Source organism: Paenirhizobium selenitireducens ATCC BAA-1503 (assembly GCF_000518785.1).
Lineage (GTDB): Bacteria > Pseudomonadota > Alphaproteobacteria > Rhizobiales > Rhizobiaceae > Allorhizobium > Allorhizobium selenitireducens.
This window is the reverse complement of sequence record NZ_JAEG01000010.1, coordinates 87,428-112,951: the sequence shown is the minus strand read 5'-3', so window position 1 is coordinate 112,951 and position 25,524 is coordinate 87,428. Positions and strand designations below refer to the sequence as shown.

The 25,524-nt window shown below is 58.9% G+C and carries 22 protein-coding genes; 8 read left to right on the top strand and 14 right to left on the bottom strand.

What is annotated here, in order from left to right:
- On the bottom strand, positions 1–3,117 hold the full coding sequence (locus L867_RS0115355; RefSeq protein WP_028737708.1) for an efflux RND transporter permease subunit: 3,117 nt from the start codon (positions 3,115–3,117) through the stop codon (positions 1–3).
- The gene (locus L867_RS0115350; RefSeq protein WP_028737707.1) at positions 3,117–4,226 is read right to left on the bottom strand and encodes an efflux RND transporter periplasmic adaptor subunit; all 1,110 of its coding nucleotides are present in this window, start codon (positions 4,224–4,226) and stop codon (positions 3,117–3,119) included. The genes L867_RS0115355 and L867_RS0115350 overlap by 1 nt, the downstream gene beginning before the upstream one ends.
- Before the next feature lie 97 nt (positions 4,227–4,323).
- On the opposite strand from L867_RS0115350, the gene L867_RS0115345 reads away from it, so the two are divergent.
- The 4 genes from L867_RS0115345 (at position 4,324) to L867_RS27450 (ending at position 7,482) form a co-directional block, all read left to right on the top strand.
- Positions 4,324–4,914 carry a TetR/AcrR family transcriptional regulator gene (locus L867_RS0115345; RefSeq protein WP_028737706.1) on the top strand — a complete coding sequence of 197 codons (591 nt, stop codon included), beginning with the start codon at positions 4,324–4,326 and terminating at the stop codon, positions 4,912–4,914.
- Between the two features lie 69 nt (positions 4,915–4,983).
- Positions 4,984–6,261 carry a beta-ketoacyl-ACP synthase II gene (gene fabF, locus L867_RS0115340; protein ID WP_028737705.1) on the top strand — a complete coding sequence of 426 codons (1,278 nt, stop codon included), beginning with the start codon at positions 4,984–4,986 and terminating at the stop codon, positions 6,259–6,261.
- Entirely contained in the window at positions 6,258–7,289 is a 1,032-nt protein-coding gene (gene ftsZ, locus L867_RS25440; RefSeq protein WP_051439015.1) for a cell division protein FtsZ, read from the top strand. The genes fabF and ftsZ overlap by 4 nt, the downstream gene beginning before the upstream one ends.
- 34 nt (positions 7,290–7,323) lie before the next feature.
- A complete protein-coding gene (locus tag L867_RS27450) occupies positions 7,324–7,482 on the top strand; it encodes a hypothetical protein (RefSeq protein WP_156951571.1) in 159 nt (52 codons plus the stop codon).
- A 195-nt stretch (positions 7,483–7,677) separates the two neighbouring features.
- Here the strand turns inward: L867_RS27450 and L867_RS0115325 are convergent, their stop codons facing one another.
- Together L867_RS0115325 and L867_RS26490 are read right to left on the bottom strand one after the other, a co-directional pair.
- Positions 7,678–8,175 carry a nuclear transport factor 2 family protein gene (locus tag L867_RS0115325; protein WP_037173593.1) on the bottom strand — a complete coding sequence of 166 codons (498 nt, stop codon included), beginning with the start codon at positions 8,173–8,175 and terminating at the stop codon, positions 7,678–7,680.
- A gap of 126 nt (positions 8,176–8,301) precedes the next feature.
- On the bottom strand, positions 8,302–8,718 hold the full coding sequence (locus L867_RS26490; protein WP_051439014.1) for a MarR family winged helix-turn-helix transcriptional regulator: 417 nt from the start codon (positions 8,716–8,718) through the stop codon (positions 8,302–8,304).
- 237 nt (positions 8,719–8,955) lie between these two features.
- On the opposite strand from L867_RS26490, the gene L867_RS0115315 reads away from it, so the two are divergent.
- Complete coding sequence (locus tag L867_RS0115315) at positions 8,956–10,338, top strand: MATE family efflux transporter (RefSeq protein ID WP_051439035.1); 1,383 nt, start codon at positions 8,956–8,958, stop codon at positions 10,336–10,338.
- A 110-nt stretch (positions 10,339–10,448) separates the two neighbouring features.
- Here L867_RS0115315 and L867_RS0115310 read toward each other — a convergent pair whose 3' ends face one another.
- From L867_RS0115310 to yhhA, 7 genes are all read right to left on the bottom strand, one after another.
- On the bottom strand, positions 10,449–11,648 hold the full coding sequence (locus tag L867_RS0115310; RefSeq protein WP_028737702.1) for a thiolase family protein: 1,200 nt from the start codon (positions 11,646–11,648) through the stop codon (positions 10,449–10,451).
- Between the two features lie 129 nt (positions 11,649–11,777).
- Positions 11,778–12,362, bottom strand: coding sequence for a glutathione S-transferase family protein (locus L867_RS25430; RefSeq protein ID WP_037173590.1), 585 nt, complete (start codon positions 12,360–12,362; stop codon positions 11,778–11,780).
- 327 nt (positions 12,363–12,689) lie between these two features.
- A complete protein-coding gene (locus L867_RS0115300; protein ID WP_028737701.1) occupies positions 12,690–13,748 on the bottom strand; it encodes a glycosyltransferase family 2 protein in 1,059 nt (352 codons plus the stop codon).
- 27 nt (positions 13,749–13,775) lie between these two features.
- Entirely contained in the window at positions 13,776–14,183 is a 408-nt protein-coding gene (locus L867_RS0115295) for a GNAT family N-acetyltransferase (protein WP_051439013.1), read from the bottom strand.
- 62 nt (positions 14,184–14,245) lie between these two features.
- Positions 14,246–15,229, bottom strand: a complete 984-nt coding sequence (locus tag L867_RS0115290; protein WP_028737700.1) for a hypothetical protein — start codon at positions 15,227–15,229, stop codon at positions 14,246–14,248.
- A 1-nt stretch (position 15,230) separates the two neighbouring features.
- The gene (yhhB, locus tag L867_RS25425) at positions 15,231–17,369 is read right to left on the bottom strand and encodes a cyclophane-forming radical SAM/SPASM peptide maturase YhhB (protein ID WP_051439012.1); all 2,139 of its coding nucleotides are present in this window, start codon (positions 17,367–17,369) and stop codon (positions 15,231–15,233) included.
- Between the two features lie 16 nt (positions 17,370–17,385).
- On the bottom strand, positions 17,386–17,565 hold the full coding sequence (gene yhhA / locus L867_RS0115280) for a YhhA family cyclophane-containing RiPP (protein WP_028737699.1): 180 nt from the start codon (positions 17,563–17,565) through the stop codon (positions 17,386–17,388).
- Between the two features lie 495 nt (positions 17,566–18,060).
- Here yhhA and L867_RS0115275 point away from each other — a divergent pair, with 495 nt between their 5' ends.
- Together L867_RS0115275 and L867_RS0115270 are read left to right on the top strand one after the other, a co-directional pair.
- Positions 18,061–19,143: an AAA family ATPase gene (locus tag L867_RS0115275; RefSeq protein WP_028737698.1), complete on the top strand. Its 1,083-nt coding sequence runs from the start codon at positions 18,061–18,063 to the stop codon at positions 19,141–19,143.
- Positions 19,049–21,490, top strand: a complete 2,442-nt coding sequence (locus tag L867_RS0115270) for a S8 family peptidase (protein ID WP_232363942.1) — start codon at positions 19,049–19,051, stop codon at positions 21,488–21,490. The genes L867_RS0115275 and L867_RS0115270 overlap by 95 nt, the downstream gene beginning before the upstream one ends.
- Before the next feature lie 214 nt (positions 21,491–21,704).
- Here the strand turns inward: L867_RS0115270 and L867_RS26485 are convergent, their stop codons facing one another.
- From L867_RS26485 to L867_RS27820, 3 genes are read right to left on the bottom strand one after another with little or no spacing between them, the layout of a single operon-like run.
- Entirely contained in the window at positions 21,705–22,589 is an 885-nt protein-coding gene (locus L867_RS26485) for a hypothetical protein (RefSeq protein ID WP_051439011.1), read from the bottom strand.
- Between the two features lie 3 nt (positions 22,590–22,592).
- A complete protein-coding gene (locus L867_RS0115260) occupies positions 22,593–23,750 on the bottom strand; it encodes a Swt1 family HEPN domain-containing protein (RefSeq protein WP_028737696.1) in 1,158 nt (385 codons plus the stop codon).
- A gap of 16 nt (positions 23,751–23,766) precedes the next feature.
- A complete protein-coding gene (locus L867_RS27820; protein ID WP_210163643.1) occupies positions 23,767–24,942 on the bottom strand; it encodes a hypothetical protein in 1,176 nt (391 codons plus the stop codon).
- Between the two features lie 394 nt (positions 24,943–25,336).
- On the opposite strand from L867_RS27820, the gene L867_RS27445 reads away from it, so the two are divergent.
- Entirely contained in the window at positions 25,337–25,513 is a 177-nt protein-coding gene (locus L867_RS27445; RefSeq protein ID WP_156951570.1) for a hypothetical protein, read from the top strand.
- Positions 25,514–25,524: the final 11 nt, after the last annotated feature.

Genomic DNA, 25,524 nt, shown 5'->3' with positions numbered 1-25,524 from the left:
TCACTCCGCCGCGAGCGACAGTGCTGGTCTTGCGGGCTGCTGCTCCTCATGCTGATGCTCAGCGCCCTGCTTGGGCGGCTTGATCCTGAACCAGGTTGCATAAAGCGCAGGCAGGAACAGCAGGATCATGACGGTACCGACAGCCGTGCCACCAATCAGCGTGTAAGCCATCGATCCCCAGAAGACGGAATGCGTGAGCGGAATGAAGGCGAGCACTGCGGCAAGAGCCGTCAGGATGACAGGCCGCGTTCGCTGGACCGTTGCCTCGATGACCGCATGGTAGTCGTCCAACCCCGCCGCCTGGTTTTCCTTGATCTGCTCTGTCAGGATCAGCGTGTTTCGCATCAGGATCCCAGCCAATCCAATGAGGCCGAGAATGGCATTGAACCCAAACGGCTGGTTGAAGATGAGCAGGACCGGAACGACGCCGGCCAGGCCAAGCGGACCTGTCAGCATCACCATCGTCATTGTTGACAGGCTGCGGACCTGCAAGATGATGACGATCAGCATCGCTGCAATCATGATGGGGAAGACCTGCACGAGAGCGGTATTTGCCTTCAAGGATTCCTCAATATTGCCGCCCATCTCGATGCGGTATCCCACAGGCAGCGACGCTATCAGCGGTTGCAGGGCCTGCATGACCTGCGTTGAGACTTCCGGAGGCTGGGTTGCCTCGTTGATGTCGGAGCGTACGGTGATGACTGGCGTGCGGTCGCGTCGCTTCATCACCGGTTCTTCGAACCGCACTTCGGCATGGCCGATCTGGTCCAGCGGTACGGCTCGCCCCTCCCGGTTAATCAGCGAGAAGTTCGCCAGCTTGGCTGGATCGAGGCGTGTATCGCCACCGCTTCGCGCGACGACAGCAACGTTGCGGATATCCTCACGAACCTGCGTGATCGGTACCCCGGTCAGCAGGAGCTGGAGTTGCTGGCCGGCCTCAGCCGGGGACAGGCCGATCAGGTTCAGACGTTCCTGATCCGGAACAAAGCGAAGAACAGGCGTGCGATTGCCCCAGTCACGATTGGCATTGCGAACGTCCGGAACGGTCTGCATCAAAGAAATCGCCTGCTCGGAGATTTCGTAGAGCTTTTCGGGGTCCGGCCCCATAATCCGAAACTCGACCGGGAACGGCGTGAACGGGCCGAAGACGAGCTGTGTAACACGTACGAAGGCTTCCGGTGTCAGGCCGGACGACACGGCTTCGCGCAGGCGGGCTTTTAGAGCTTCGCGAGCCTCTGCATTTGGTGTCAGGACAACGATTTTCGCAAACGCCGGATCCGGAAGTTCGGGAGACATCGCAAAGAAGAAGCGAGGTGCGCCCTGCCCCACATAGCTGGTGACGATCTTGGTTTCCGGCTGCTTCTGAAGCCAATCCTCCAGCTTTGCGACGGTGGCGGTCGTCGTCTTGATGCTCGTTCCCTCCGGGAGACGCACTTCAACGAGCACCTCGGGGCGATCGGACGTCGGGAAGAACTGCTGTTTGACTGCCCCCATGCCGACAACAGACGCACCCATCATCAAGACAACGACAGCGCAGGTCATGAACTTATGGCGGACTACGAATTCGATCGTACTGCGTAGCCTGCGATAGTTGGGCGTGTTGTAGATTGCGTGATGTCCACCTTCCACGGGCTTGATGTTCGGCAGCATCTTCACGCCGAGATAGGGGGTGAAGATGACCGCCACCAGCCAGGAGACGATGAGGGCGAAACCGACGATCCAGAAGATATTGCCGGCATATTCGCCAGCGGCCGAGCGCGCGAAACCGACCGGCATCAGGCCGATGATTGTGACAAGCGTGCCTGACAGCATCGGAGCTGCAGTATGGCTCCAGGCATAGGCAGCCGCCTTGATGCGGTCCATGCCCTCTTCCATTTTGACGACCATGACTTCGATGGCGATGATCGCATCATCGACGAGCAGGCCCAGCGCCAGGATCAGCGCCCCAAGGGTGATGCGGTCGAAGAACCTTCCAGTATCCAGCATGATGATGAACACCACGCCGAGGGTGAGAGGCACCGCGAGCGCCACGACGATACCGACCCGCCAGCCGAGGCTGACAAGACTGACGAACAGTACGACGCCGAGCGCCATGGCGAATTTCAGCATGAACTCGCCGACGGCTTCCTGAATGTTAACCGCCTGGTCGCTGACTTTGGCAAGAGTGATACCAAGCGGCAGCGCCTGCGCGATCTGTGATGAACGCTCTTCCAGGGCCTTGCCCAGGTCGAGGCCGTTCCAGCCCTGCTGCATCACCACGCCGAGCATGATGGCGGGTTCACCGTTGTGCCGGATGATGAAGGTTTCGGGATCCTGATATCCCCGACGCACGTCCGCAAAATCGGACAGCTTGATGGTGCGGCCATTGGCAACGATCGGCGTATCTGCAACGGCTTGGACGCTGTCATAGGCGCCGTCGAAGCGCATGAACACCTGCGGGCCGCGGGTATCGATCGTGCCCGCCGGGGTCACGGTGTTGCGGCGCTGCAGGGCAGCAGCGACATCCTGCGGAGAGATGCCTAGCGTTGCCAGCTTCGGATAGGAGAATTCGACGAAGATCTGCTCCGGCTGCTCGCCGAGAATATTGATCTTCTTCACGCCCGGCACATGCAGCAGATCCTGACGGATCGTCTCGGCCTGGCGAACAAGTTCGCGCTTCGGCATGCCCTGCGCCTTCAGCGCATAGAGCGCAAAACTCACATCGGAATATTCGTCGTTGACGAAGGGTCCAAGCACGCCCTGAGGGAGGTTTCGCGCCTCGTCCCCGAGCTTCTTTCGCGCCTGATAGAACTCGTCCTCAACCACGGAAGGCGGCGTATTGTCCTTCAGCGTCACCGTCATATAGGCGAAGCCCGGGCGTGTGGTAGTCTCCACACGATCGTACCAAGTCAGTTCCTGAATGCGCTTCTCGAGTGGTTCCGCCACGAGATCCTGCATCTCACGGGCGGTGGCTCCGGGCCACACCGTCGTGACGGTGAGGGTTTTGATCGTAAAGGATGGATCTTCCGCCCGCCCCAGCTTGATGAACGCGTAAGCGCCGGCTGCAGCCAGTAGAACGATGAAGAACAAGGTGACGGCGCGTTCTCGAACGGCGAGCGCTGAAAGGTTGAAGCTCATCAGTTCACCGCCTCTGCAGTTTGTTGCCCCGTGCGCACGCTCGCCCCGTCCTGAAGCAGGTGCGCTCCAAGAGCCACCACCCGTTCACCAGGCTTTACGTCTGTGACGATGGCTGTCTCTTCGCCCAGCTTTTCCACTTTGACCGGCCGGAACTGAACGGTCGATGTGCTGTCATTGAAAACAAAGACCCCGGATCGGGCGCCGTCGTCGAGGATCGCGCCAATCGGAATCTCTACGGAGTTCGCATGGGCGCCGTTCTCAATACTGATGCTAACCGTTGCTCCCAAAGGCGCGGTGGCAGCAGACCCCTGCAGCACCCAACGCGTCTCAAAAGTTCGCGTCTGTTGATCTGCGGCATCCGAGATCTGTGTGAGCAGAGCAGTCTCGGCCCCGGTCCGTCCGTAGATCGTGGCGCGTGCTGTCGCGCCGATTTCGGGTCTCAGATTCTCCGGCATCCAAACCAGTGCTTCACGTGGCCCTGCTTTCGCCAGCCGAATGACCGGTTGTCCTGCGGATACGACTTGGCCCGGCTCAGCTAAAGTTTCGACGATCGTACCATCGGCATCAGCCAGCAATACCGTGTACGCCACCTCGTTCTCGGCCACCGTCGCATCCGCCTTGGCCGCAGCCAATTGGGCTGCAGCGGTATCCAGAGAAAGCTTCGCGCGCTCGTATTGCTGGGTAGACGCCGCCTTGGACTTTACGAGAACGGCAAATCGTTTCTCGTCTGCCTGTGCCTGCACAAAGGCTGCCTCGGCTGCGAGCACCGCATTGCGTTTTGCGGTCAGCGAGAGATCGAGGTCGTTGCTGTCGATGCGCAGCAGGGGCTGCCCCACCTTCACCTGGTCTCCGATCCCGACCAATCGTTCCACGATCTTTCCGGGAACCCTAAATCCAAGATCGCTTTGAACTCTCGCTGCGACAGTGCCAGTGAAGCTTCTCTCCACCGCGTCAGGAATTTCGACGCTCGCCAGATGCACAAGAGGCGGAAGCGTACGGGGATCTGAGGCTTCCGCCTCGTGCGCTGCCGGCGGGAGGAGGAAAATGGCGGCAGCGACACCGCCGGATATGGCGACTGCGGCTGTCGCGAGCAGGAGTTTTCGTTTCATGACACCATCCTTCTTGACGGGAGCATCTCAATTAATAGATTGCATTCTAACTCTAAAAGAATTATAGATGTCAAATGAAATCTAAAAGGAGGTCACGATGAGAGTGAGCCGCGCGCAGGCCGAAGCCAATCGGGAGACAGTCATCAACGTCGCAAGCCGCCTCTTTCGCGAGCATGGCTTCGATGGGATCGGCCTCAAGGATTTGATGAAGGGAGCTGGCCTCACCCAAGGCGGCTTCTACAAACAGTTCGAATCCAAGGATGATCTCGCAGCCCTTGCGTCGCGGCGCGCGATGGAAAGCGCCACCCGTCGATGGTCGTCGGTCGCTGCGTCGAGTGCTGACCCGATCCAGGGCGTGATCGAGCTCTATCTCTCGGCAGGCCATCGCGGCGAGACGGGCGATGGCTGCCCTCTGGTCGCACTCGGCTCTGATGCCGCCCGCCAAAGTGAAGACGTGCGTAAGCCGTTCGAGGACGGGATCAAGGCACATCTGCAGGTCCTGGAGGAACTGCTACCCGCCTCGGACAGCAGCGAGACCAGGGCGGAGAAGGCGGAGGTTATGCTGGCCCTCATGGTTGGCGCAGTCACGCTGTCGCGGATCGTAACCGACAAAGCGCTCGCCGACCGCCTGCTCGAAGCAGCCGCAGCCGAGGCAAAACGCATATCAACTTCGGCACTGGCCGAGTAACTGCGAAACAACAAGGTCTCCATCGGTTCAGCATTCGCTGTCCGCGAAGGTCGTTTTCTTGGAGTCATCATGCGTCGTATCGTCGTGACAGGAATGGGGGCTGTGAGCCCGCTCGGCGCCAATGCCCAGAGCTCGTGGAGCCGCCTTCTGGCAGGTCAGTCGGGCCTTCGCCGTCTCTCTGACGATGTCGTTGGCGATCTTCCTGCAAAAGTCGGAGGCGTTGTGCCATCGCTCGCGGAGGATCCCGAAGCAGGCTTCGATCCCGACAGGGTCCTGCCGCCAAAGGATCAGCGCAAGGTGGATCGCTTCATCATGTTCGCGATCGCGGCCGCAGACGAAGCCCTGACACAGGCCGGCTGGAGGCCGGTTTCCGAGGAGGATCGCCAGCGCACGGCAACAATCATCGCCTCGGGCATTGGCGGCTTCCCGGCGATCACCGAGGCGGTTCGCGTCGTCGAAGAGAAGGGCCCTCGCCGCCTGTCTCCGTTCACGATTCCGTCCTTCCTGGTCAACCTCGCGGCGGGACACGTGTCGATCCGACATGGGCTGAAGGGCCCGCTCGGGGCGCCGGTGACCGCCTGCGCCGCAGGCGTCCAGGCGATCGGTGACGCAGCCCGCATGATCCGGGCGAACGAAGTCGATATTGCCGTGTGCGGTGGAACAGAAGCCTGCATGAACACCGTCAGCCTTGGAGGCTTCGCGGCGGCGAGGGCGCTGTCGACCGGCTTTGCCGACTCCCCGACTGCTGCGTCGCGACCTTTCGACATGCTGCGTGACGGTTTCGTGATGGGGGAAGGTGCTGGCATCCTGGTGATCGAGGCCCTCAGTCATGCCCTGGCGCGCGGGGCCACACCGCTCGCGGAACTGGTCGGCTATGGCACCACGGCTGATGCCCATCATGTCACGTCTGGCCCAGAAGATGGATCCGGGGCGGCGAGAGCCATGCAGATCGCGATCAGACAAGCAGGCATCGCCCCCTCAGAAATTCAGCATCTTAATGCCCATGCCACATCCACTCAGCTTGGAGATCGCGGTGAGATCGAAGCGATAAAGGCCGTGTTCGGGACAAAGTCGGGGGTCGCGGTCAGCGGCACCAAGTCTGCAACGGGCCACCTTCTCGGAGCAGCCGGCGGCCTAGAAGCGATCTTCACGATACTGGCCCTGCGCGACCAGGTGGCCCCACCTACCCTGAACCTGAACGCTCCCGATCCCGCAGGTGATGGCATTGATTTCGTCGCCAACAAGACCAAGCCACACCCGATAGAATTCGCGATCAGCAATGGCTTCGGCTTCGGCGGCGTGAATGCCAGCGTAGTATTTCGGCGCTGGGACGCCTCGACGCCATGAAACAGAAGCCAACGCCCTCTCTTGAGGTTCGCGCCTGGACGCCGAAGATTGCTGTTATCGGCGTCGGCGGCGGCGGCGGGAACGCGATCAACACCATGATCGGGCGCGGCGATCAGGATGTGAGGTTCATTGCAGCCAACACAGACGCCCAGGCCTTGGCCTCCTCCGAGGCCGAACATCAAGTCCAGCTTGGCAAAAGCGTCACTCAGGGTCTGGGAGCAGGCTCTCAGCCGGAGCTTGGTCGCGCTGCGGCGACGGAATCGCTTGATGACATCATGGAGCATTTGAAGGATGTCCAGGTGTGCTTCCTTGCCGCCGGAATGGGTGGCGGGACAGGAACAGGTGCAACGCCCGTGATCGCCCATGCCGCCCGCCAGGCGGGCCTGCTGACAGTAGCGGTGGTGACTGAGCCCTTCACGTTTGAAGGAACGCACCGGGCGCGTCAGGCAAAGGACGGCATACGATCTCTGGTCGAGGCAGCCGACACCGTGATTGTCGTTCCAAATCAGAACCTCTTCCTGCTTTCGAACGCGACCACAACGCTTGATGCCGCATTCCAGATGGCAGACAAGGTCCTTGTCGAAGGGGTCATGTCCCTGGTCGATTTGATGCGGGCTGATGGCTTGATCAACCTGGACTTTGCCGATGTTCAAGCGGTGATGAAAGACATGGGCCGAGCGATCATCGCGAGCGGCACGGCCGCAGGGAGCGGTCGCGCGAGAGAAGCGGCCAGAGCAGCGATCGAAAATCCGCTGTTCAAGGGGATGAGCCTCGAAACTGCCAGAACCCTGCTGGTCTCGATGTCCGCGACACGGGAGTTGACACTGTTCGAAGTCGACGAGGCGGCAACTTACATCCGCGACCGCGTCAATGCGGATACCGATATGATCCTTGGCACCAATTTTGACGCGACACTCGGTGAAGATCTGAGACTGTCTATCATCGCCGCAGGGCTGAATGGCCCGGCCGATGTGGTTGTGCTCGCCGAACACCTCCAGAAGCAGCGTGCCCTCGCAAGCGCCCCATGAAGATGGGGCTCTAGCCAACAGGTCGGAGAGAGCAATGTTCAGACGTCTCCTAGAATGGTGGCGCAAATGGGAAGTGACGCTTGATGGTATCGACGATCTCAAGGGAGAGCGGATGGCAAGGCTTGAAAAGCGGCTGGTGCGGTTGGAGCAGGAAGTTGCCTTGATGCAGACTGTCGAGCAGCGCAAGGAATAGATGTGCGCGTCTCCACAGATACCGTCCGTCCATGGGGACATGTGATCCATAGCCGGGCAGCGTCGCCTGCGGATGGAGCGAATTGGTCATCGACTGGGCGGAACATGTGGTTTGACATACCAGGGGTATACCCTCTTGCCCGCAGCCGGCGGGCAAGAGCTAAGTCAACTGGCGCTGTTCTCGCCTCCAGTACAATCAGCGCAAGTCAGGCGCCTCGTTGAGCAACGCCGGATCCCAATGCTCTGCAGCCTTCCCATCTTTGATACGCCACATGTCGAACCAGGTCGTGCTGTAGGTCTTGGCTGGATCCTTCGGGTCTTTTTCGGTCCGGGCGTACGTGACCACAACCAGATCGCCCTCCGCAACCACATTGGCGACTTTCATGCTGATCTTCGCCGGGATCGGCTTCGGTTCGACCTTCAGCACCTGGGTAAAATAGTAAACTACAGGCTTTAAGCCGCTTTGAGCGTTCGGGTTATGCTGGATGTAATCATCAGCGATATATTGGCTTGCCTTGTCCCACTGCCCTGCTTCTAGAAGCTCGAGGATGATCCTATAGACCACCTGCTTGTTGGCGTTCAGCTTTGGATCAGGACTTGTGAAAAGTGCTTCCGGATTATCCGACACGACGACAGCCTCTTGAGCGTAGACGGCGGACGGGACGATGCCAGCGAACGCAAGTGTTGCAGCCATGAAAAAGTGTCTCAATCTATTCTCCTTGATGAGTTGAGCATTTCAAGTTGAGGCGGCTCCCCGCCGAAACGAAAAGCGCAGCCGGCATCAGATCCGATCGGCGCCACAAATCCGCCGATTGCAATCTCACGGAGCACTCGAGAGGATCCGAAGTGCTGAAGCGAGGTCATCTACAAATCCGCAGTCTTTGAGCTTTTGCGTCATCTCCAGGTCGAGATCCCAAAGAACCTGTCTTGCAACGGAAAGCCGGCGTCGTCCGTCTTGCGTAAGGTGCAGTCGCCGCGCACGGGCGTCAGTACAGTCGGCAACAGACGACACGAGGCTTCGCGCCATCAGAGGTTTGAGGTTGGTGGAAACGGTCGAGGCGTCGATGCTTAGAGCGCAACAGAGATCGGTCACTTTGAGCGCCGGATCTCTGTCGATAGCATCGAGCATGACCGCCTGCTCTCCCGTCAGTTCGACCTCTCGCAACCGCGCGTTAAGCGCCCTGGACAGGAGCCGATTCAGACGCAGCAAAAGGGGATAGAGCCTGTCCTCGATCATTCCGATATCCGCTTTGCGCCTCCACTTGTGGCATCGATTCAAACTTCAAATTAGATTTCGTATAACCTCTATTGAGACGTTAGATGTTGTATGGCATCTATTGTCAAACGGTTAGCTGGCGATGCTGGTTCACCAATCGGCGAGTGGATTCTGGTCCACGCCGCCAAAGCTTGAGGCGCGACGATACGAGGACGGCATATGACGGACGGGCCAAAGACTGGGCGAGCGCAAGCCCCAATGACCGCGGGGAGCACTCGGCCGGCCATCCTGCACGGCCCTGTCACGCCGACATTGTTGCGACTGGCCTTGCCGACTGTCGTTGTTCTCGTTGTCCAGACGATGGTCGGTGTCGCTGAGACCTATTTCATCAGCTTTCTCGGGACAGAGGCGCTGGCTGGCGTCACTCTGGTCTTCCCGGTGCTTATGCTCATGCAGATGATGTCGAATGGTGGAATAGGCGGCGGCGTTTCTGCCGCAGTTGCGCGCGCGATAGGAGCAGGACGGCGAGCCGATGCAGAGAGCCTGTTGTGGCACGCGGTCGTTATCGCGGTCATGTTCGGGGTCCTGTTCTCCGCCGCCGCTTTCCTGTTTGGGCCGCTCCTCTATCACGCATTGGGAGGCCGAGATGCGACGCTAAACGCAGCACTGACCTACTCAGGCCTCGTATTCGCCGGATCGATCCCGATCTGGATCACGGCATTGCTGTCGTCAGCCCTGCGCGGCGCTGGAAACGCGAGCGTACCCGCAATTGTAATCGTGTCAGGAACGGCCATGCTGCTCGCCTTATCGCCTCTTTTGATCTTTGGCTGGGGTTCGTTTCCAGGTCTCGGCGTCGCTGGCGGGGGGATTGCGGTTGTCATTTATTACGTTCTGGCCGCCCTTGCCCTCGCCCTTTATCTCCGCTCGCCGAAAAGTCCGCTGAGGCTACGAACAACGCCGCTCGAAGGCCGCTTGTTCAAGGACATACTGGGTGTCGGTCTTCCCTCTGCGGTCGGCACAATCCAGGTCAATCTTACAGTCACCTTGGTCACAGCGGCCGTTGGTCACCATGGAGCGGATGCCATCGCTGGATATGGCATTGCCTCGCGTCTCGACTATCTCCAGATCCCAATCATCTTCGGTCTTGGAACCGCCATCGTCACCATGGTGGGGACCAATATCGGCGCCAATCAGGCGGTGCGTGCCCGTCGGGTCGCCATTGTGGGCGGAGCAATCGCCTTCGGGATAACGCAGATCATAGGGATTGCTGCCGCCGCGTTCCCCAACGCGTGGATGCAACTATTCAGCGACGACCCGCACGTGGCGGAGATGGGAGCCCTCTACCTCAGAACAGTCGCGCCGACTTACGGTGCTGTCGGCCTTGGTTTGGCGCTGTATTTCGCCAGCCAGGGGGCCAGACGCGTGGTTCTTCCTGTCCTGGCTGGTACAGTTCGGTTGGTCATTGCCGGCTTGTTTGGCTGGGCCGCCGTTCTATGGTTCGGATCAGGCCTCGCCACACTGTTCCAGATCGTGGCGCTGGCCGCCTTGGCCTACGGAGCTTTGACAGTTGCAGCCGTGATCTGGTCTCGGATGTTTCATCGGGGCCATTCTTCATCCATCGCCAGCCCATCTTCCCGATGAGATCTTGGATCTGAAGGATATACCACGGACATGGGTCGGTGACTTCAGGTCAGGTGTGCCAGCCCCGCATTGGCCAGGCAGCACTGGCATTGGCCTCAACTTCAGATGAATCAGCCGACCATTCGTTCCAGTGCAACCGCTATGCCCTGCCCCCCGCCGATGCAGAGCGTCACCATGCCGCGCCGCAGGTCCTCACGCTCCATCGCGTAAAGGAGACGCGTGATCAGGACAGCGCCGGTGGCACCAATCGGATGACCATGAGCGATGGCGCCACCGTCGACATTGACGATATCAGGGGAAAGGCCGAGCTCCTTCTGAACAGCTAGAGGCACCGCAGCGAAAGCTTCATTGATTTCGATCCGCTCGATATCGCCAATCGACCATCCGGCCCGTTCGAGCGCGATCCTGACCGCTGGCACCGGACCGAGCCCGAACATGCCCGGCTCTACCCCGGCAACGCCGTATCCCGCAACCCGCGCCATGGGCTGAAGGCCGTGACGTTGGGCAAACTTGGCGCTTGTGACGATCATGGCAGCGGCGCCGCTGTTCAAGCCCGGAGCGTTGCCGGCGGTAATGGTGCCATCCTTTCGGAAAGCGGGCCGCAGGGCCGAGAGCGTTTCGATCGTCGTATCCGGTCGAGGCGCTTCATCAACCGCGAAGAAGGCTGTGCCCTTTTTTGTCTTCAGCTCGACAGGTGCGATCTCCTTGTCAAAGAGACCCTGGTCCCGGGCACGGGCGAAGCGTTCCTGTGAGCGAAGAGCAAACTCATCCTGCTCCAATCGACTAAGTTGGGATTGCGCAACCAGGTCCTCGGTATGCCAACCAGAATGCTCCCCGGAAAGGCCATCAACGAGGCCGTCCGTCAGCATGCTGTCGAGGATTTCAGCCGGACCCATGCGGTAGCCCCAACGACCACCACTCATCAGGTATGGAGCGCGGTCCATGTTCTCCATTCCGCCTGCAATCGCCGCTTCGCACTCTCCGGACATGATCTGCTGGACGGCGCTTACGACAGCTTGCGTGCCAGAACCGCACACCCTGTTAACTGTCATGGCCGGAACACCGACAGGCAAGCCACCTTTGAGGCTAGATTGCCGGGCGGGGTTCATCCGGTTACCGGCCTGGATGACATTCCCCATGATAACAGAGCCGATCTCTGACGGAGCCAGTTTAGATCTTTTTAGCGTCTCACCGATGACGAGTGCGCCCAGTTCAGTCGCCAGCATCTCTTTGAGAGAACCGTTGAATGTGCCGATCGGTGTGCGCACCGGATGGGAGATGACGATATTGGAAGCAGCATCGATTGCCATAAGATTTCCTCACATTTCCTGGAATGAAGCTCTCTTCAGAGACAGTCGAGATTGGCGCTCTGGGGGTCCTCACTGCATCTCAGGACCGAGAAGCAACCTCCTCCAGCCGGTGACCCAATCAGGTCGTCACTATGCTGTGCGGGCGAACTCGGATGACATCTTCAACGCGCGTTGAAATGCCGGTCGCGCCTCGGCACGGGCGATGTATGCGTCCAGGCTCGGCGTGTCGCCTAGAACGTCACTTCCACGAAGCAGGCGCAATACACTCACCATCAGGAGGTCACCTGCACTGAACCCGCCATCAAGCCACTCGTTGTCACCCAGAATATTTGCCAAATCATGCAGTCGCTGAAGAAGATGCCCGGCACTTCCTGAGCTGATGCACGGCTCGATGGTATTCAAAGCGGCAAACATCCACATGACTGCGCGAGATCTGCCGTGTCCGTCGGGCGGCAGCAAACCTGGATAGGTGTGGGCGACGTGGTGCACAATGGCGCCGGACTCGAACAGCACCAAGTCCCCGTCCTCATATGTCGGCATCTGACCAAATGGATGAAGCTGACGGTACTGGGGACGGCGCATGTCGGAAAACGATAACAGCCGCAAACGGTAAGGCTGATGGACTTCCTCGAGCGCCCAACGCACGCGCATATCCCGATGATAGCCCCGCCCGCCGTCCGGTGGGTTCTTGAAGACGGAGACGATCGGATACATGGCAACCACCCTGAGAAGCAAAGCGATTTCGAGCAAGGAAACAATTACGTGATTGCCCCGCGAAAGCGCGGCATCATTGTGCCCAGATCGAAATCGGATTTTAGATTTCAGTCGAAATCTATATTTGCATTCCGCCCCGAGTCAAATGAAATCATCACTGAACCGGTCGGAGAGTCGGTCCAATGGGAAGTCTTGCCATGGCGCAGCCTAAAATATCTCCAGAGGATCAATCGCCTTGAAGGGATCTGAACCTGCAACAAGCCGATCTAAAAATTTAAATAACTGATAAATATAGACTTTGGGCGGAGCCTTCTGGACAACAGATTGTCATGTGAGCTTTGCGGTCACGTCTATCCACTGTGTCGTGAATTCGAAGATCGCCGGAACAGCTAGCTCCTTCTGCCGGCTGGTAAATCCTTCGTAGGCTAAGTGCGTCCAAGGATGCTGGTGGACGGTAGGCGTTTCTTTCGAGATCAACTGGACCAGGGTTGGAAGCAGATTGAACATCCCAATCAGATGAGCGGTCCGAGTCGTGATAGGCGCCTTCAGGAGTGAAAGGGCGTTAGGGCTTTCAAATGCCTCTAGCGTTCGCGGACCATTGTAGCTCATGCTCCAATCGCGCCACCAGGCCTCGTTGCGGGGCAACCCTGCCGTAGCGAAATGCCGGATCGGGTTCCGCAGGATCTTACGGCGCGAAGGCGCCGCTGTTGCGGCTGTCACGCGCCTATATTTGGCCCCTGACAGCTTGCCGCGCAGATAAAGGCGTGAGGTTTCCGCATGAATTTCCCGGCCGAGGCTGTCGTACTCCCTTCTATGGCCACCCCAAGAGAGATAGCTTCGATAGGAGAAGGCACTCACCTTGTCATCGATGATAACATTGCTGTCGTCGTCGGCCATCCAGGGGGCCAGTGCTGCGTCTGTCTCGTCGGCCAGCCTCTGAAATCCCGGATGTCCGCTTAGGAAGCGATGTGGTGGATGGGTCACCCCTTCGAACAGAATATCTGAGGGAAAAGCGCCGGCAGCTTCCTGAAACGCGCAGATATAACCAGGATCATAGTAGGTGTCGGCGTCGACCTGAAGAATAAGCAGCTCATCTGGCTGTAGCCTACGAGATTCTGCGACATGCGCGGCCGCCGCGATGCCTCTCACCCGCGGCGGGACATAACCTCTTTCTGCTTCGTCGCATACAATCACGGCGCCAGGTGGCGATGCGTGCTGGATCTCCGACATGATCGCACGGGTTCCGTCACGAGAGGCGTTATCGACCATGATCAACACTGCATCCGGAAAGACCTCCAGGTCGCCCGAGCCGAACCCCAGAGAAGCGGCGGACCGTTTCAAGGTAAGCTGTTCATTCAGACATGGCATAACGACTGCAGTCATCATGGCGAAGCGCTCGCAAACGGAGTTATGTCATTCCTGCGTAGACGCGTTCCGGCGCCACACCATCACCTTCTGGCGGTGCGCATCCGGATCCAGTTCTACGAACCCGGCTTCTTCAGCGGCACGTGCTGAAGCAATATTTGCCTTCTGCATGTGCGCATAAATGGTGTCGTACTTGCTGAGGGCGACCGCTTGAGCATAGCCAAGTCTGCCGATTTTTCGGCCCTGGCTTGCCTTGTTGAGATAGATCTGCAGAGAAGCATGTTTTCCGATCGGGGGTTCATCGATAAGATTGATGAATACGGTTCCGCAGCGTTTCCCATCTAGCTCGATCCTCCAAGCCTCTCCATCGGGGGCCCCGCCCCGTCCTTTCGTCCCCTTAGTCCTTACCAACTGAACCTGTGCGGGATCAGCTGGCGCACGCGACAAAGTGCGCATTTTCCGAGGTCCTGAAGACACGCGCCGCTTCGCATTTTTCGAGGGTGTGGCGCGTGACACCATCAGGTTAGTCCCAGTCCGGCCACCAGCCTCGCATCCGCCTCTTTCCAAAATTCAGCCGGGAAGAAGCCGGGAGAGTATGCAATGACAATATCGTCAATGCGCCTGACTAGGTCACGACCGGTCAGAGCCTTGGTCAGCGCATCGATTTTCTGAAGGATCGTATCGAAAGGGGGATCAAGCCTGGCCTCGTTTGAGGCCCAGTCGCTGTCGCCGTCATAGCGGTTGTTGAAATAATCCATGTCGACGTGCAGCAGCATGGGGCGATCTTCAATCTCATCCAGCCACTCGTCAAGATCGCGCGTCACTACATAACGCAATCCATGAGTGTTTTCATCTGCGATGTGCTGCTCGATTGTCGGTCGGCGCCCTTGGGAGGTCAACAAATCGTCAAGGTCCGTTTTCATTTGCAGGACCTGGGTATGACTGCCAGTGGTTTTCGGAGGCTGGCACAGATGCCTGATTTCACTGCCCGGAATATGGTGCAGGAACGGCGTCATAAAGCTGCCCATACCGACGGCGCCGCTCACTATCGCGGCTTCCACCGACTGAGGATCCGAAAGCACGAACGGCCTGCCACTGATCAGGTCGCACCAACCGGAATCGGTCAGCTCGAGACGAGGCGATCCGAAATCGCGATGGTCATCCACATGCAGGATAACGGGTGCAGCACCGTAGCTGCCCCGCTTAGCAAGCCAGCGGCTCCAGCTGGCCAGGGTCCAGCTGTCGTAAAGACAGCGTAGGAGTTTGCCATGACGACGCCGTGCGCTGAACATAGTCTCATAGCGAACCCCCTCCCCCCACCAGGCAAGCCCTTCGGCCAGGCGAGGATCCACGTAACGTGCCGGATCGGCCGACCAGTGAAGGTCCAGCGTCCAGCTGTCAGCCCCCGCCAACGCATGGGCATCCTTGTCACAGAAGTAATCGCGAAGCCTGGTGTGCCGCTCAACCGAGTCCAGAGGAAGACGATCGAGCGGGATTTCCATCTTACGCCGCCAACCGCGGTTTTGTGCGGACGCTATCAAGAAGGTTCGCAAGCGCTCGCCCGATGGGCGTAAGCTCACAGCCCTCCAGTGTAGCGAGTCCAAGCTCCAGATTCCGTTCGGTGTCGCGGAGCTGGCTAGCCGCCCGTTCCTTCATGTGCGCCGGTCCGGTTTCCAGGACATGCGACCAAAACCGTTGCAGTTCCACAAACACAAAAACCGCATGCAGCAGCCCTGACGGCGGACGGAGGTCGGCCCGCCAGGGCGAGACGACGCGGGGCGCGAACCGGCTGACCGTCGGCGCCATCCGCTCGAGCAGATACAGTTTCTGGTGCCGATGCTCGTGAACAAGCGAGTCCGCGAGATCATAAGGATCGATCAGGCCATCACCCTGCATTACGGACACGAACAGCGCCCCCGGAACGGTGTCGTCACTGAACGAGACGATTTTGTCAGGATGAGCAGTGGGATCGCGCACGAACTGGACTGCCTGGCAGGCCTGCAGCATCTCGTCCGCGAGGGCCGGGCGCCATTTCCGAACAATGGCAAACGCTTCGGTGACCACCGCCTTGGCGCTTTCCGCCACATTGTCGCGCTCGAAGACGATCTGCTCCCCGAAAGGAAGACGTAGCCACGGATCCGCTTTGCCGACCTCCCATTCCTGCTTGCCCAAATCCTGGCTGGAAACCAAGTCCGCCAGATAAGAGGCATCGGCCAGGAGAGGTTTACCATCCACATCGTGGATCTGCCGGCCATCGCGTTGGGCGAGCATTGCCCTGGTCCAGGCGACCACCCCCGGCCGGTGGGCCAGCTGGTGGAAGGATGTATCATCTAAACCGGACAGTTGGTCTGCCAGGTCTTGGCGGCCGCCTTCTTTTAGGTGCGCCGCGACAGCCGTCAGATTGGCGGCATAGGCTTGGTCTGCATCAACCAGCAACGCTTTCAGCGCGTCCGGAGCAGTCTCCGCTCGTTCAAATGCCGCGAGATCGAAAGCGGCCGGGAGCCGGTTTTCCAAATCTTCCTCCTCGCCAGAGAGGTCCTCGAGCAAGCGGCCTTTGACGTGGGTGATCAGGCTGGCTAGCTCGCCGCAGTAGATCGAGGGATGATTGAAGCCGTCCGGTCCGAAGCGGTGCGGCACGGATCCGCCGCCGCAGATATCAATTACCGTGCAGCTGAGACAGGTCTCGCTGAGACCTTCTTTACGAAGGAGATTTCTGTGGCGCTCAATACCGGCCGACGCCGCGGCAGCCGAGATGGCCATGTCACGAACCGAGCCTTTCAGGTCGGACGCGCCATCAGCAACGATTTTGAGGACGTCAAGGTCATGGTAGCTGCCATCGGTTTCGATCGACAAAAGGTTCACATCGCCAAAACCGAAGGCATCGGTTGCTGAAGGCAGGCCTGCCGCCACATCAAGCAGCGCCTCAAATGTCCGGAGCGGAAGATGCGGGTAGCGATCGAACCACAGGTCAAACGCACGGATCAGCCAGTCCCTATAGACGGCCGGGTTTTCAGCCCGGCCTGGCGGAGGACGAAGGTGATGGGCATCAGGAAGCAGCAAGTCCAGTTTGGGTGGACCGAGTTCATCAAAGAACTGGAAAAGATCCTCAGGATCGATACGGGGATCGATCACCGCGATGATCCCCGCGAAGATAGCCGGACGCGAGGCCAGACGCCGATAGCCTCCCATGACGCTTTCGAAGCTCGAGCGGCCTTTCCGGCTGGTCCGGTGGAGGTCATTGGCGGCTTTCGGGCCATCGAGGCTTAGGGAGACCGAGATGTCGGCCTGCTCGAGCTGGTCGAGGACGGCATCCGTAAGAAGGATGCCGTTGGTCTGCAGGGCGAAGTCCAGCATAACTTCGGACCCGACTGCAGCTCGAAGGCGCTCCGCAAACCCCGTGATAGTGGCCGCCCCGGCAAGGAGGGGTTCACCGCCATGAAAAATGATCACGGCACGGCGCAGGCCCTCTTCCCGAACATATTCGGCGAGACGGTCGGCAAACGATTTTTGGATATCGTCAGGCATGATTTTAGGCATGGATCTCCAGCTCTGATCAGCGTGGTGATACACATAACAGTAATCGCAATCGAGATTGCACCGGGAGGCGATCTTGATCAGGAACGACGTGATCCGCGCCGCCACAGGTAGCTACCTGAGCTTAGGAGCGGTTATGCCGGTGATGCATCCGGTCATAGCTGGTGATGACTTCGCTGGCCTCTGCGGTCGCGAGGATCCGGTTCTTGAGACGCTGGATTGCCGGATTTTCCGACTGGCTGCGCATGACCGTGGTCTTCAATGCCTGTTCAACGACCGGGACTTCCTGCTGCACGTCTGACATGCTTACATCCTTCGATTGAGTGACAAATACTGAATAGCGTGTCCAGGTTTGAGTTTCAATACGTTTCTATAAATCGAAAGCTTGTTCCCCGTTTCAGCACAGTTAGACTAAGTCCTCTACTTTTTGCTGTGCTTGGTGGGGGATGGAGTGAGTTTAGGATAGCTCCCCGAAATCAAATAAAGTTGCAAGGTCAATACCCCCGAACGCAAGGCGATCGGAGAGCGCAACCGACGCCGACGCGGAAGCCCTGTGATCACGTTCCCCCCGCCGTTCTTCGCTTCTTCTCATTCTCCCTCTATCGGGTGGCGGCGACCGCCCCCGGCTGCTATCAGCCTGCGAACAACTGTCGGGGCGGAGCGTTATGCCCGCGACTCCTTCTGGATCGTAAGGTCCGGGCGAGCCGGGTCGGGCACGATTCAAGCAAATCTGTTCAGAAAGTTCCTGTATAACCGTTCCGGACTTCCTAAATCCGGCAACACGCTTAGAGTTAAGATCATGGCATCGGCACAACAGATCATAGGGCTCGTGAAGAGCCATGCTGAAGGTGACAAGGATCGTTTCTACGACCTTGCGATGCAGTTGGCTGCCGCCGAATCCCAGAAGGGCCACAGCCGTCTTGCCGAACAGCTTCGCCAGTGGGCCGAGGCCGGCGCCAGCGCGCCGGAACAGAAACGACCCAACCTGACGCCCCTTGTCGCCCCGCGCGGTGAACTGTCGGGTTTCCTTGGCGCCAGCTATCCGACGGCTCGGATGGCCGATGTGATCGTGCCGCCTGTTATCGAAGACGAACTTCGGCATCTGGTCGTTGAGATCCACCATGCCGAAAAGCTCGAAGAGCGTGGCCTGCGGCCACGGCGGCGGGTGCTTCTGGCCGGCCCGCCGGGGACCGGCAAGACCCTGACGGCCGCGGCATTGTCCGCCGAACTTCGCTATCCACTCTTTACCGTTCTTCTGCACGGGCTAATCACGAAGTTCATGGGCGAGACTGCCCAGAAGCTTCGCATGGTTTTCGACGCGATCAAGACGACACGCGGCGTTTACCTCTTCGACGAAATCGATGCCCTTGCCTCAAGTCGCGGCAACGAGAACGATATCGGCGAGGCAAGACGCGTCTTGAACTCGTTCCTCCAGTTCCTCGACGAGGACACTGGTCCGTCGATCATCATCGCGACCACAAATCTTCCCGAACTGCTCGACCGCGCCGTTTTGCGCCGCTTCGATCTGGTCCTGTCTTACGATCTGCCGAACGAGGACGCGATCGAAAAGGCGATGCGGCGCCGACTGCACGGCTTCGACGTCGGTGCGATCAACTGGAGTCAGATCACCGGCTGCGCCGATGGTCTATCGACGGCCGACGTGATCGCGGCTGCTGAAGACGCTGCGCGCCGTGCTGTCATTCTCGATTCGGGCGCCGTCGAGACTTCAGCCGTGGTGGCATCGCTGGAGCGGAGGCGTTCGCTGCAAGGCATAGGAACAGACAAGCATGGCTCGAGATCGGCGCCACTTCACACTGAGCGGAATCGGAAAGGCGCGCCCGTTCGCAGCAAAAACCGGCGGATCGTCAAAACATCCAAGTGACGTCAACCACCGTGAGGCGCATGCGCAGGCGCTGCTGACAGCCCTTGACCACCTCCCAAACATCACCGAGAACAATCTGCCGGGTGTCTACCTCGCGATCGAGGGACGGCCGCATGAGGTGATGGTCACCAAAAGCCTGAACGCCAGCGGGCTGACGCTTCTTAAGGTCAAGAAGCAGCCCGGCGCGACGGCGGCGGCGACGGTGTTTGCGACCGAAAAAGGCATCGAGAAGCTTCGCAAGAAGATCGAGGATTTTGGCGGCGATCTCCCGGTCAGTGAAGACGGAAGCTTCAAGCCGCCGAAGAACGCCGACTTGGTGCAAAGCATCGGCGCGATTTCCGAGGCCGGGCTCCGGGCCTTATGGCGCAGTCCCGGTGGCCGGTTTCCGACCGAGCCCGGAAAGCAGGCTTGGGAAGTTTGGCTTGGAAGGTCGAACGCCCCTGGCTTTCTCGCCAGTGCCGCGGACTACGGTGTTGCGGTCGGGACCGACACGCTGGAATTCCCGGAAGATGTGGTGGTGATCGCGGTTGCGACTGCCGTCGAACTGGCAGCTGCCGTCCGAAATCTTGGCGGTGTCCGGGCGCTGGCGACGCCGACCCGCACCGCGGACGATTTCGATGCCATGCCGATCGAGGAACAGCATGAGTGGATCGGTGATCTCGTCGGCCGCACGACATTTTCCGTCGATGCCGATCCGAACTACATCACGCTCCTCGATCGCGGCGTGACCCGGGCCCATCCTCTGATCCAGCCCGCACTGGCGGCAGCCGACCGGCATGCCGCGGAGGCGGCATGGGACGTCAACGATTTCGTGGGGCATGGCACGCAGCTGGCCGGCCTGGCGCTGTTCGGCGATCTGAGCACGGCCTTGCAGACAACCTTGCCGATCACCATCGGTCACAGGCTGGAATCAGCAAAGATCATGCCGGATGCCGGTCACAATCCCCATCATCTGCTCGGAACCGTGACCCGCAAGGGTATCAATGCGGCGGAGGCGGCTGCGGTCCGGCGGCGGACCTTCTGCCTGGCGAGCACTACGGAAGACGACACACCACATGACGGCGCGCCGACGTCCTGGTCGAGTGAAATCGATCAGCTCGCGTCCGGCGCATCAGGACTGCAGAGACGCCAGCGACTTATTCTGGTCTCGGCGGGCAACAGCGACCAGAACGCTTTCACCGGTGGCAATTATCTCGCCGTCTCCGATCACCCCGATAACGAGCTGGAATCGCCAGCGCAAGCATGGAACGCAATCAGTGTTGGCGCCTATACGCAGAAGGTCACGCTTCCACCGGGTGAGCCCGGCGTTTGCGTTGCTCCCTTGGGCGATCTGGCGCCGTCATCGCGGACCGCAAGCTGGCAATCCTACTGGCCAATCAAGCCAGACGTCGTCTACGAGGGTGGCAACTGGTTTATGCACGGCGCGCCGCCGCCGATGAAACATCCGGCCCTTGGGCCGCTCACCACCGATCACCAATATCCGGCGCGGGCGTTCACTACTTGCGGCGAGACCAGTGCGGCGACAGCGCTTGCCTCGCGCGACATCACCGCGCTGTGGTCGGACTATCCAGAGCTTTGGCCGGAAACCGTGCGGGCAATCTTCGTGTCGTCGGCGCGATGGACCAACCGGATGCTCAGCCACGTTCCTCAGCAGCCGTCGAAGACGGATCTCGGGATCCTCTTCAGGCGCTATGGCTATGGCGTTCCGGATATGGAGCGGGCACGACGCAGCGCATCGAATGCCGTGACGCTGATAGTCGAGGACGCGATCCAGCCCTACAAGAAGAGCGCCACGAAGAATGCCGAGCACATCCATAACGAGCTGAAGCTGTTCGAGCTTCCTTGGCCGGTCCAAGAGCTGCGCCGGCTTGGCGCAGCCGAGGTCAAGCTGCGTATCAGCCTCAGCACCTTTATTTTGCCAAACCCGTCAGAACCGGCCCGCGGCAACAAATACCGTTATGCGTCGCACAATCTGCGCTTCAAGTTGAACAGGCCGAATGAAAAGCCGGGCGCCTTTATTAAGAGGATCAGCAAGATTGCGGAGCAAACAGATGAAGGAACGATCGAGGAACCGGATGGCTGGATGTTTGGGCCGAACCGGCGCGATGTCGGATCGCTGCAGATCGATCAGCTGACATGTGCTGCCTCTGACCTTGCACGCCGCAATCTGATTGCAGTCCATCCCGTGACCGGATGGTGGAAAGCGAAGAGCATCTCCAATCCCCATAACCTTAATGCTCGCTTTGCGCTGGTCGTCGAAATCGACGCCGGCACTGTCCCGGCCGAGCTTTACGCCGAGTTACAGGCCGCTATCGACAACATAGCAGCGGCCGTGGTCGCGGTCTAAGCCGCAACCGAGTGACTACGTATGATGGTGGAGATGAAGAGCGGCGGTAGAAGGACTGATGCGCGATCGGTCCTCATTCCTCGTCCGCCTCCAACGAACTTAACCCATCGAGGACCCGCAAGGACGCACAACCAACAATGCGCTATTGAAAGGATACGAACCTTTGGCCTTGTAGTTTATGCGGAAGTAAAAGTATTTAGAAGCAGACACTTAGCTAGTCGTCGTTGCGCCGGTGATCTTTCCGCTCGGGCAGCGTTTCAAAATCCACAGCCGGGCGCTGTTTGCCGCCCAGCCTCACCCAACTTCGTTGCCGGTTCCGCACCGAAGTCAATTGCAGTCCCATGAAATGCGCGACCGCCAAGGGAGAAAGCCCCTGGTCGAACAGGCGGTAGCAAATCTCCTCGCCCCTTCGGGTCAGCCTGCCATCATCATATTGGTTCGCAGGATGAAGCGGATCGGTCTCTTCACTCCCGATGATCGCAGACTGCATCTCCTTGTTCAGGTCGTCGATCTGCTGCTGTCTCGCCTTCCACTGCTTCGCGATTTTCCGGCGCAGTAGCTTGATCTCCTTTAGAAAGACCCTCTCGGCGCCACGGAAATGAAGCCCGTCGAAGCTGATCGTGCCGATATAAAGATGTGTCCTCTGCCTCTCGCCCAACAGCTTCAGGAAATGCTGTAGACGCTCGACCGCTTCGTAATCATAACGGGCGAAATTCTCAGGCAGGTATCTCCACGATCGGCGAACGGACCGTTCCGACGTGATGTCGGCGACAAGCTCATGGACATCGTGCCCGACGCTATTGCGGTAATCGATCAGCCGGCGGATCTCCGCTTTTTCGTCAGCCGACAATGCGCCGTCGGCTTCAAGTGCATCGAGGCATTTGCCGACTGGATTCTTTGTCCCCCGCGGCACGCGTTCTGCACGACCAGTATGTGCCATAAAGCCATCGGAACGCTGTATCAGTGACAGCACCTTGGCCTTGAGCTGCTCGGCATAGAATAGTACCAGCACCATCTGGGCCGAGCGCAGCTTGAGCACATTCTGTTCCAGCGCGGGCAGGCGGGAACCAAGTGGATCAAGAAAACTGTTCTCGTGCATAGCTCAGCTCATGTGACGGCGCAGACGCATGAGAATACGGGTCGTCTCCGCCCTTAGATATAGATCATCCTCCAGCGTGATGAATCTCGCGTGCATAGTGGCAATGCGAACCGGGAACAGTCGTTGAAGGGATTCCCGAATGTCTTCTTTCCGGCCGAATACTGTTTTGAAGACCGCTTCCCAGTTGTCATTACGCTCGATGATGCCTTTGTAATCGGCAAAATCGGCGTAGTCGATCAGCGGGAAGTCCTCCCCACCTTGCTGCATGTCCTTCTGTTTTTTGTCCCTCCACTTATCGAGAAGATCTGCAGGCAATTGGCGTTTCATCCAGTCAGCGCCGAAATGCTTCGTCATCACCGCGACGATGAAAGCGCGGACCTCGCGCTCGAACCGTAGCAAGGTCTCATAGGCTCGCGAGTTGAGTTCGACGCCGGCATCGTCTTCAGAGACACTATCCGCTTCGGTGTCTTCCTCGACAGCGAGGCCGGCGATCTGGACCGTCTCCTCATATGCTTCAATGCTGAAATGGGTCAGGTTCGTGTCGAAGCCCTGAGCGTCATACAGCTCAAATCGGGCGACGGGATCAATCAGCGCCGGCACATCGAACGTGATGGTATCCCGCCAATCACCCAGTTCGATCCGCAGCGCTGCGGAAATACGCGCACTGAACGAGTTCATGGAATTGGCTAGCCCGCCGATTGCCTGCAGATCGACAAATGCGCGCGCCGAAAGCGCATGCTGCTGCACATCCAGCCACGGTGTCTTCATGGCCTCCATGCGTGCTGTCAGCGACTCGATGCCGCCCGCCGCGTCACGAAAGGCCTTCGAGTATCCGAACGGATAGTCCTTAAGCAGCTTCGATAGGGCAGAGATTTCCGGAAAGATCAGCCTTTCGTTCAGCGCGCGGATCGATTCCCCCAGATTGGTTAAACCGCTCATGCGTCCCGCTGCCAGTTCGCCCAACGCATTCTGTTTGCCCATTGCGGCGAGCGCCAATGCGCTTGCGTTGGGAATGGTCGCCATCTCTGATATCCGGGTCTGAAGATCGTTCAAACCATGCAGCCGAGCCGCATCGCTTATCGTTTTGCTAAGAGAGCCGATGCCCGCTAGGTCCTGAAGAGCACGCTGTTGTTCGAGCAGCTTTTTCAACTCGTTCGACATGCAGGATTTCCCAGATTTAAAAGTAAAACGCGAATTGATCGAGCGTCAGGATGGCTTGCAGCGCGCGGATCTGCGTGTAGCTGTCCGCTCCCGCCGCACCATGACCGACTGCGTGGCGCGATGCCGTATCACCGACCGCATCCGGATCGAAATGATCGAAGGTATGGGCCTTCAGATACTCGACGAAGCTCGCCGGAAACAGCAATGAATCTCCCGTGCCCGCGCGTTCCTCCGCCGATGCGGTCGCAAAGGCAAAAAGCGCTTTGAGGTTCGCTGCGCTCTTTCCGTGTTTACGCCGATGAGCCGATTGCAGCACGCCTTCTATCTCGGTCAGCAGCGTCTTGAGCACAATGACGGGTTCGCCGCGCTTGAATGCGTCGATCGCCGGCCGCAGGATTTTTTCCTTATCCTGAAATGCGGGCTTCACCATCCAGCGGCTGAAGATCTTCTCAATACGTGCATCATCGAAGGAGGCGAGGATTTTTCCCTCCAGCTCGGTCAGGTCAAATTCCGCATTGGAATGGTTTGCGATCTCCGCGAATTCGCGGCTGATGATTTCCGCGAACGGGAACCAGCCGCTTTTGGCCAGCCGCTGCATATTCAGCTCGTTTTCGACCATCTCGTAGAGGTGACGATAATAGAGCCGTCGGTGCAATGTGCCTAAATCGCGTTGTGCAGCTTCGATGTCGAGCGGATGTTCGCGGTGCAGGTCGAAGAACAACGCAAAGCTCCATTTCGTCCGGAACAGGCAGAGTATCCGGTCCTCGTCCGTGATATCGACCCTTGGAAACCACATGCCAACGACATCAGTAACGTCACTATCAAAAATGAAAGCGCCGCCCTGGACCGATCGGTTTAGCATAGCGTGCATCGTGACGGCCGCCGTATCCGCCCATAGCTCTGCCGAGTTATCCGGCTTGATGACCAAAAGCAGCATATCAACCCTGTCCGGCCTGATACCAGCACCGTTCTCCTGAGCCGCGTGGATCAACACGCCGCTGATGCTCTCTGCTATTGTGTGGAACATCAGCTCATCGGACGTGAGCGACATCCGGGTCCAGATTTGCGCCGTGTCTCCTCCTTTTGCGGGCGCAGCAGAAACCCCGGCCAGATTGAGTTCCTTCAACCTGATCGGTTCGCCGACATTGCCTACCAGCATTCCGGCATAGGTTTTTTCACTCACAGCATCCACGCGCACATGCTCCTGACGGAAATGGGGTTCTCGCGTTTAACGTGCGAAAAATTATCAGAGGCCCCCAAGCAAAACCAGTATTTCGTTATCCGTTGCACAAGTAACAAAGCCGTTCCTCACGCCCCTTGGTCTAGCTACCCGCTTACCGACGGGTTGGCACTCCCGTTCTTGCGCTCTCTGCCTTTAGGTCCGTGAGTTCTTCGCCTCCCCCATGCTCGAGTCGTTATCCTGAAGCAGGACCTGGTTCTGGCACGGCCGGACGCCTTGTCCTCCTCCTGCCCGCTCCATTCGCCGCGTTCCAAGTCTCCAGTGTTGGGGACATGCCGTCCTTTGCTCCGTACCGATCGGGAACCGTCCAACAGGACACACAACCCATCAACCAAGGAGTTTTACGATGAACCTCAAAAACAAACAAAACCGCAAGCAAGAGCCGAAAGCGCCGAGCTTCCACGCCTACGTGGTCAGCGAAAGTAAAGGCGAAGGCCGAAAGGGCTACTGTACCAAGATGGGCGCCTTCTTCGCCCATGAAGAAGGCGACGGCGGAACGCTGGTGCTGAGGCGGTCCCGATGAACGGCCGCATC

Coding starts and splice junctions, on each gene's coding strand:
- L867_RS0115355 (WP_028737708.1), bottom strand. CDS start 3,117: ATGAGCTTCAACCTTTCAGCGCTCGCCGTTCGAGAACGCGCCGTCACC.
- L867_RS0115350 (WP_028737707.1), bottom strand. CDS start 4,226: ATGAAACGAAAACTCCTGCTCGCGACAGCCGCAGTCGCCATATCCGGC.
- L867_RS0115345 (WP_028737706.1), top strand. CDS start 4,324: ATGAGAGTGAGCCGCGCGCAGGCCGAAGCCAATCGGGAGACAGTCATC.
- fabF (WP_028737705.1), top strand. CDS start 4,984: ATGCGTCGTATCGTCGTGACAGGAATGGGGGCTGTGAGCCCGCTCGGC.
- ftsZ (WP_051439015.1), top strand. CDS start 6,258: ATGAAACAGAAGCCAACGCCCTCTCTTGAGGTTCGCGCCTGGACGCCG.
- L867_RS27450 (WP_156951571.1), top strand. CDS start 7,324: ATGTTCAGACGTCTCCTAGAATGGTGGCGCAAATGGGAAGTGACGCTT.
- L867_RS0115325 (WP_037173593.1), bottom strand. CDS start 8,175: ATGGCTGCAACACTTGCGTTCGCTGGCATCGTCCCGTCCGCCGTCTAC.
- L867_RS26490 (WP_051439014.1), bottom strand. CDS start 8,718: ATGATCGAGGACAGGCTCTATCCCCTTTTGCTGCGTCTGAATCGGCTC.
- L867_RS0115315 (WP_051439035.1), top strand. CDS start 8,956: ATGACCGCGGGGAGCACTCGGCCGGCCATCCTGCACGGCCCTGTCACG.
- L867_RS0115310 (WP_028737702.1), bottom strand. CDS start 11,648: ATGGCAATCGATGCTGCTTCCAATATCGTCATCTCCCATCCGGTGCGC.
- L867_RS25430 (WP_037173590.1), bottom strand. CDS start 12,362: ATGTATCCGATCGTCTCCGTCTTCAAGAACCCACCGGACGGCGGGCGG.
- L867_RS0115300 (WP_028737701.1), bottom strand. CDS start 13,748: ATGATGACTGCAGTCGTTATGCCATGTCTGAATGAACAGCTTACCTTG.
- L867_RS0115295 (WP_051439013.1), bottom strand. CDS start 14,183: ATGCGCACTTTGTCGCGTGCGCCAGCTGATCCCGCACAGGTTCAGTTG.
- L867_RS0115290 (WP_028737700.1), bottom strand. CDS start 15,229: ATGGAAATCCCGCTCGATCGTCTTCCTCTGGACTCGGTTGAGCGGCAC.
- yhhA (WP_028737699.1), bottom strand. CDS start 17,565: ATGTCAGACGTGCAGCAGGAAGTCCCGGTCGTTGAACAGGCATTGAAG.
- L867_RS0115275 (WP_028737698.1), top strand. CDS start 18,061: ATGGCATCGGCACAACAGATCATAGGGCTCGTGAAGAGCCATGCTGAA.
- L867_RS0115270 (WP_232363942.1), top strand. CDS start 19,049: ATGGCTCGAGATCGGCGCCACTTCACACTGAGCGGAATCGGAAAGGCG.
- L867_RS26485 (WP_051439011.1), bottom strand. CDS start 22,589: ATGCACGAGAACAGTTTTCTTGATCCACTTGGTTCCCGCCTGCCCGCG.
- L867_RS0115260 (WP_028737696.1), bottom strand. CDS start 23,750: ATGTCGAACGAGTTGAAAAAGCTGCTCGAACAACAGCGTGCTCTTCAG.
- L867_RS27445 (WP_156951570.1), top strand. CDS start 25,337: ATGAACCTCAAAAACAAACAAAACCGCAAGCAAGAGCCGAAAGCGCCG.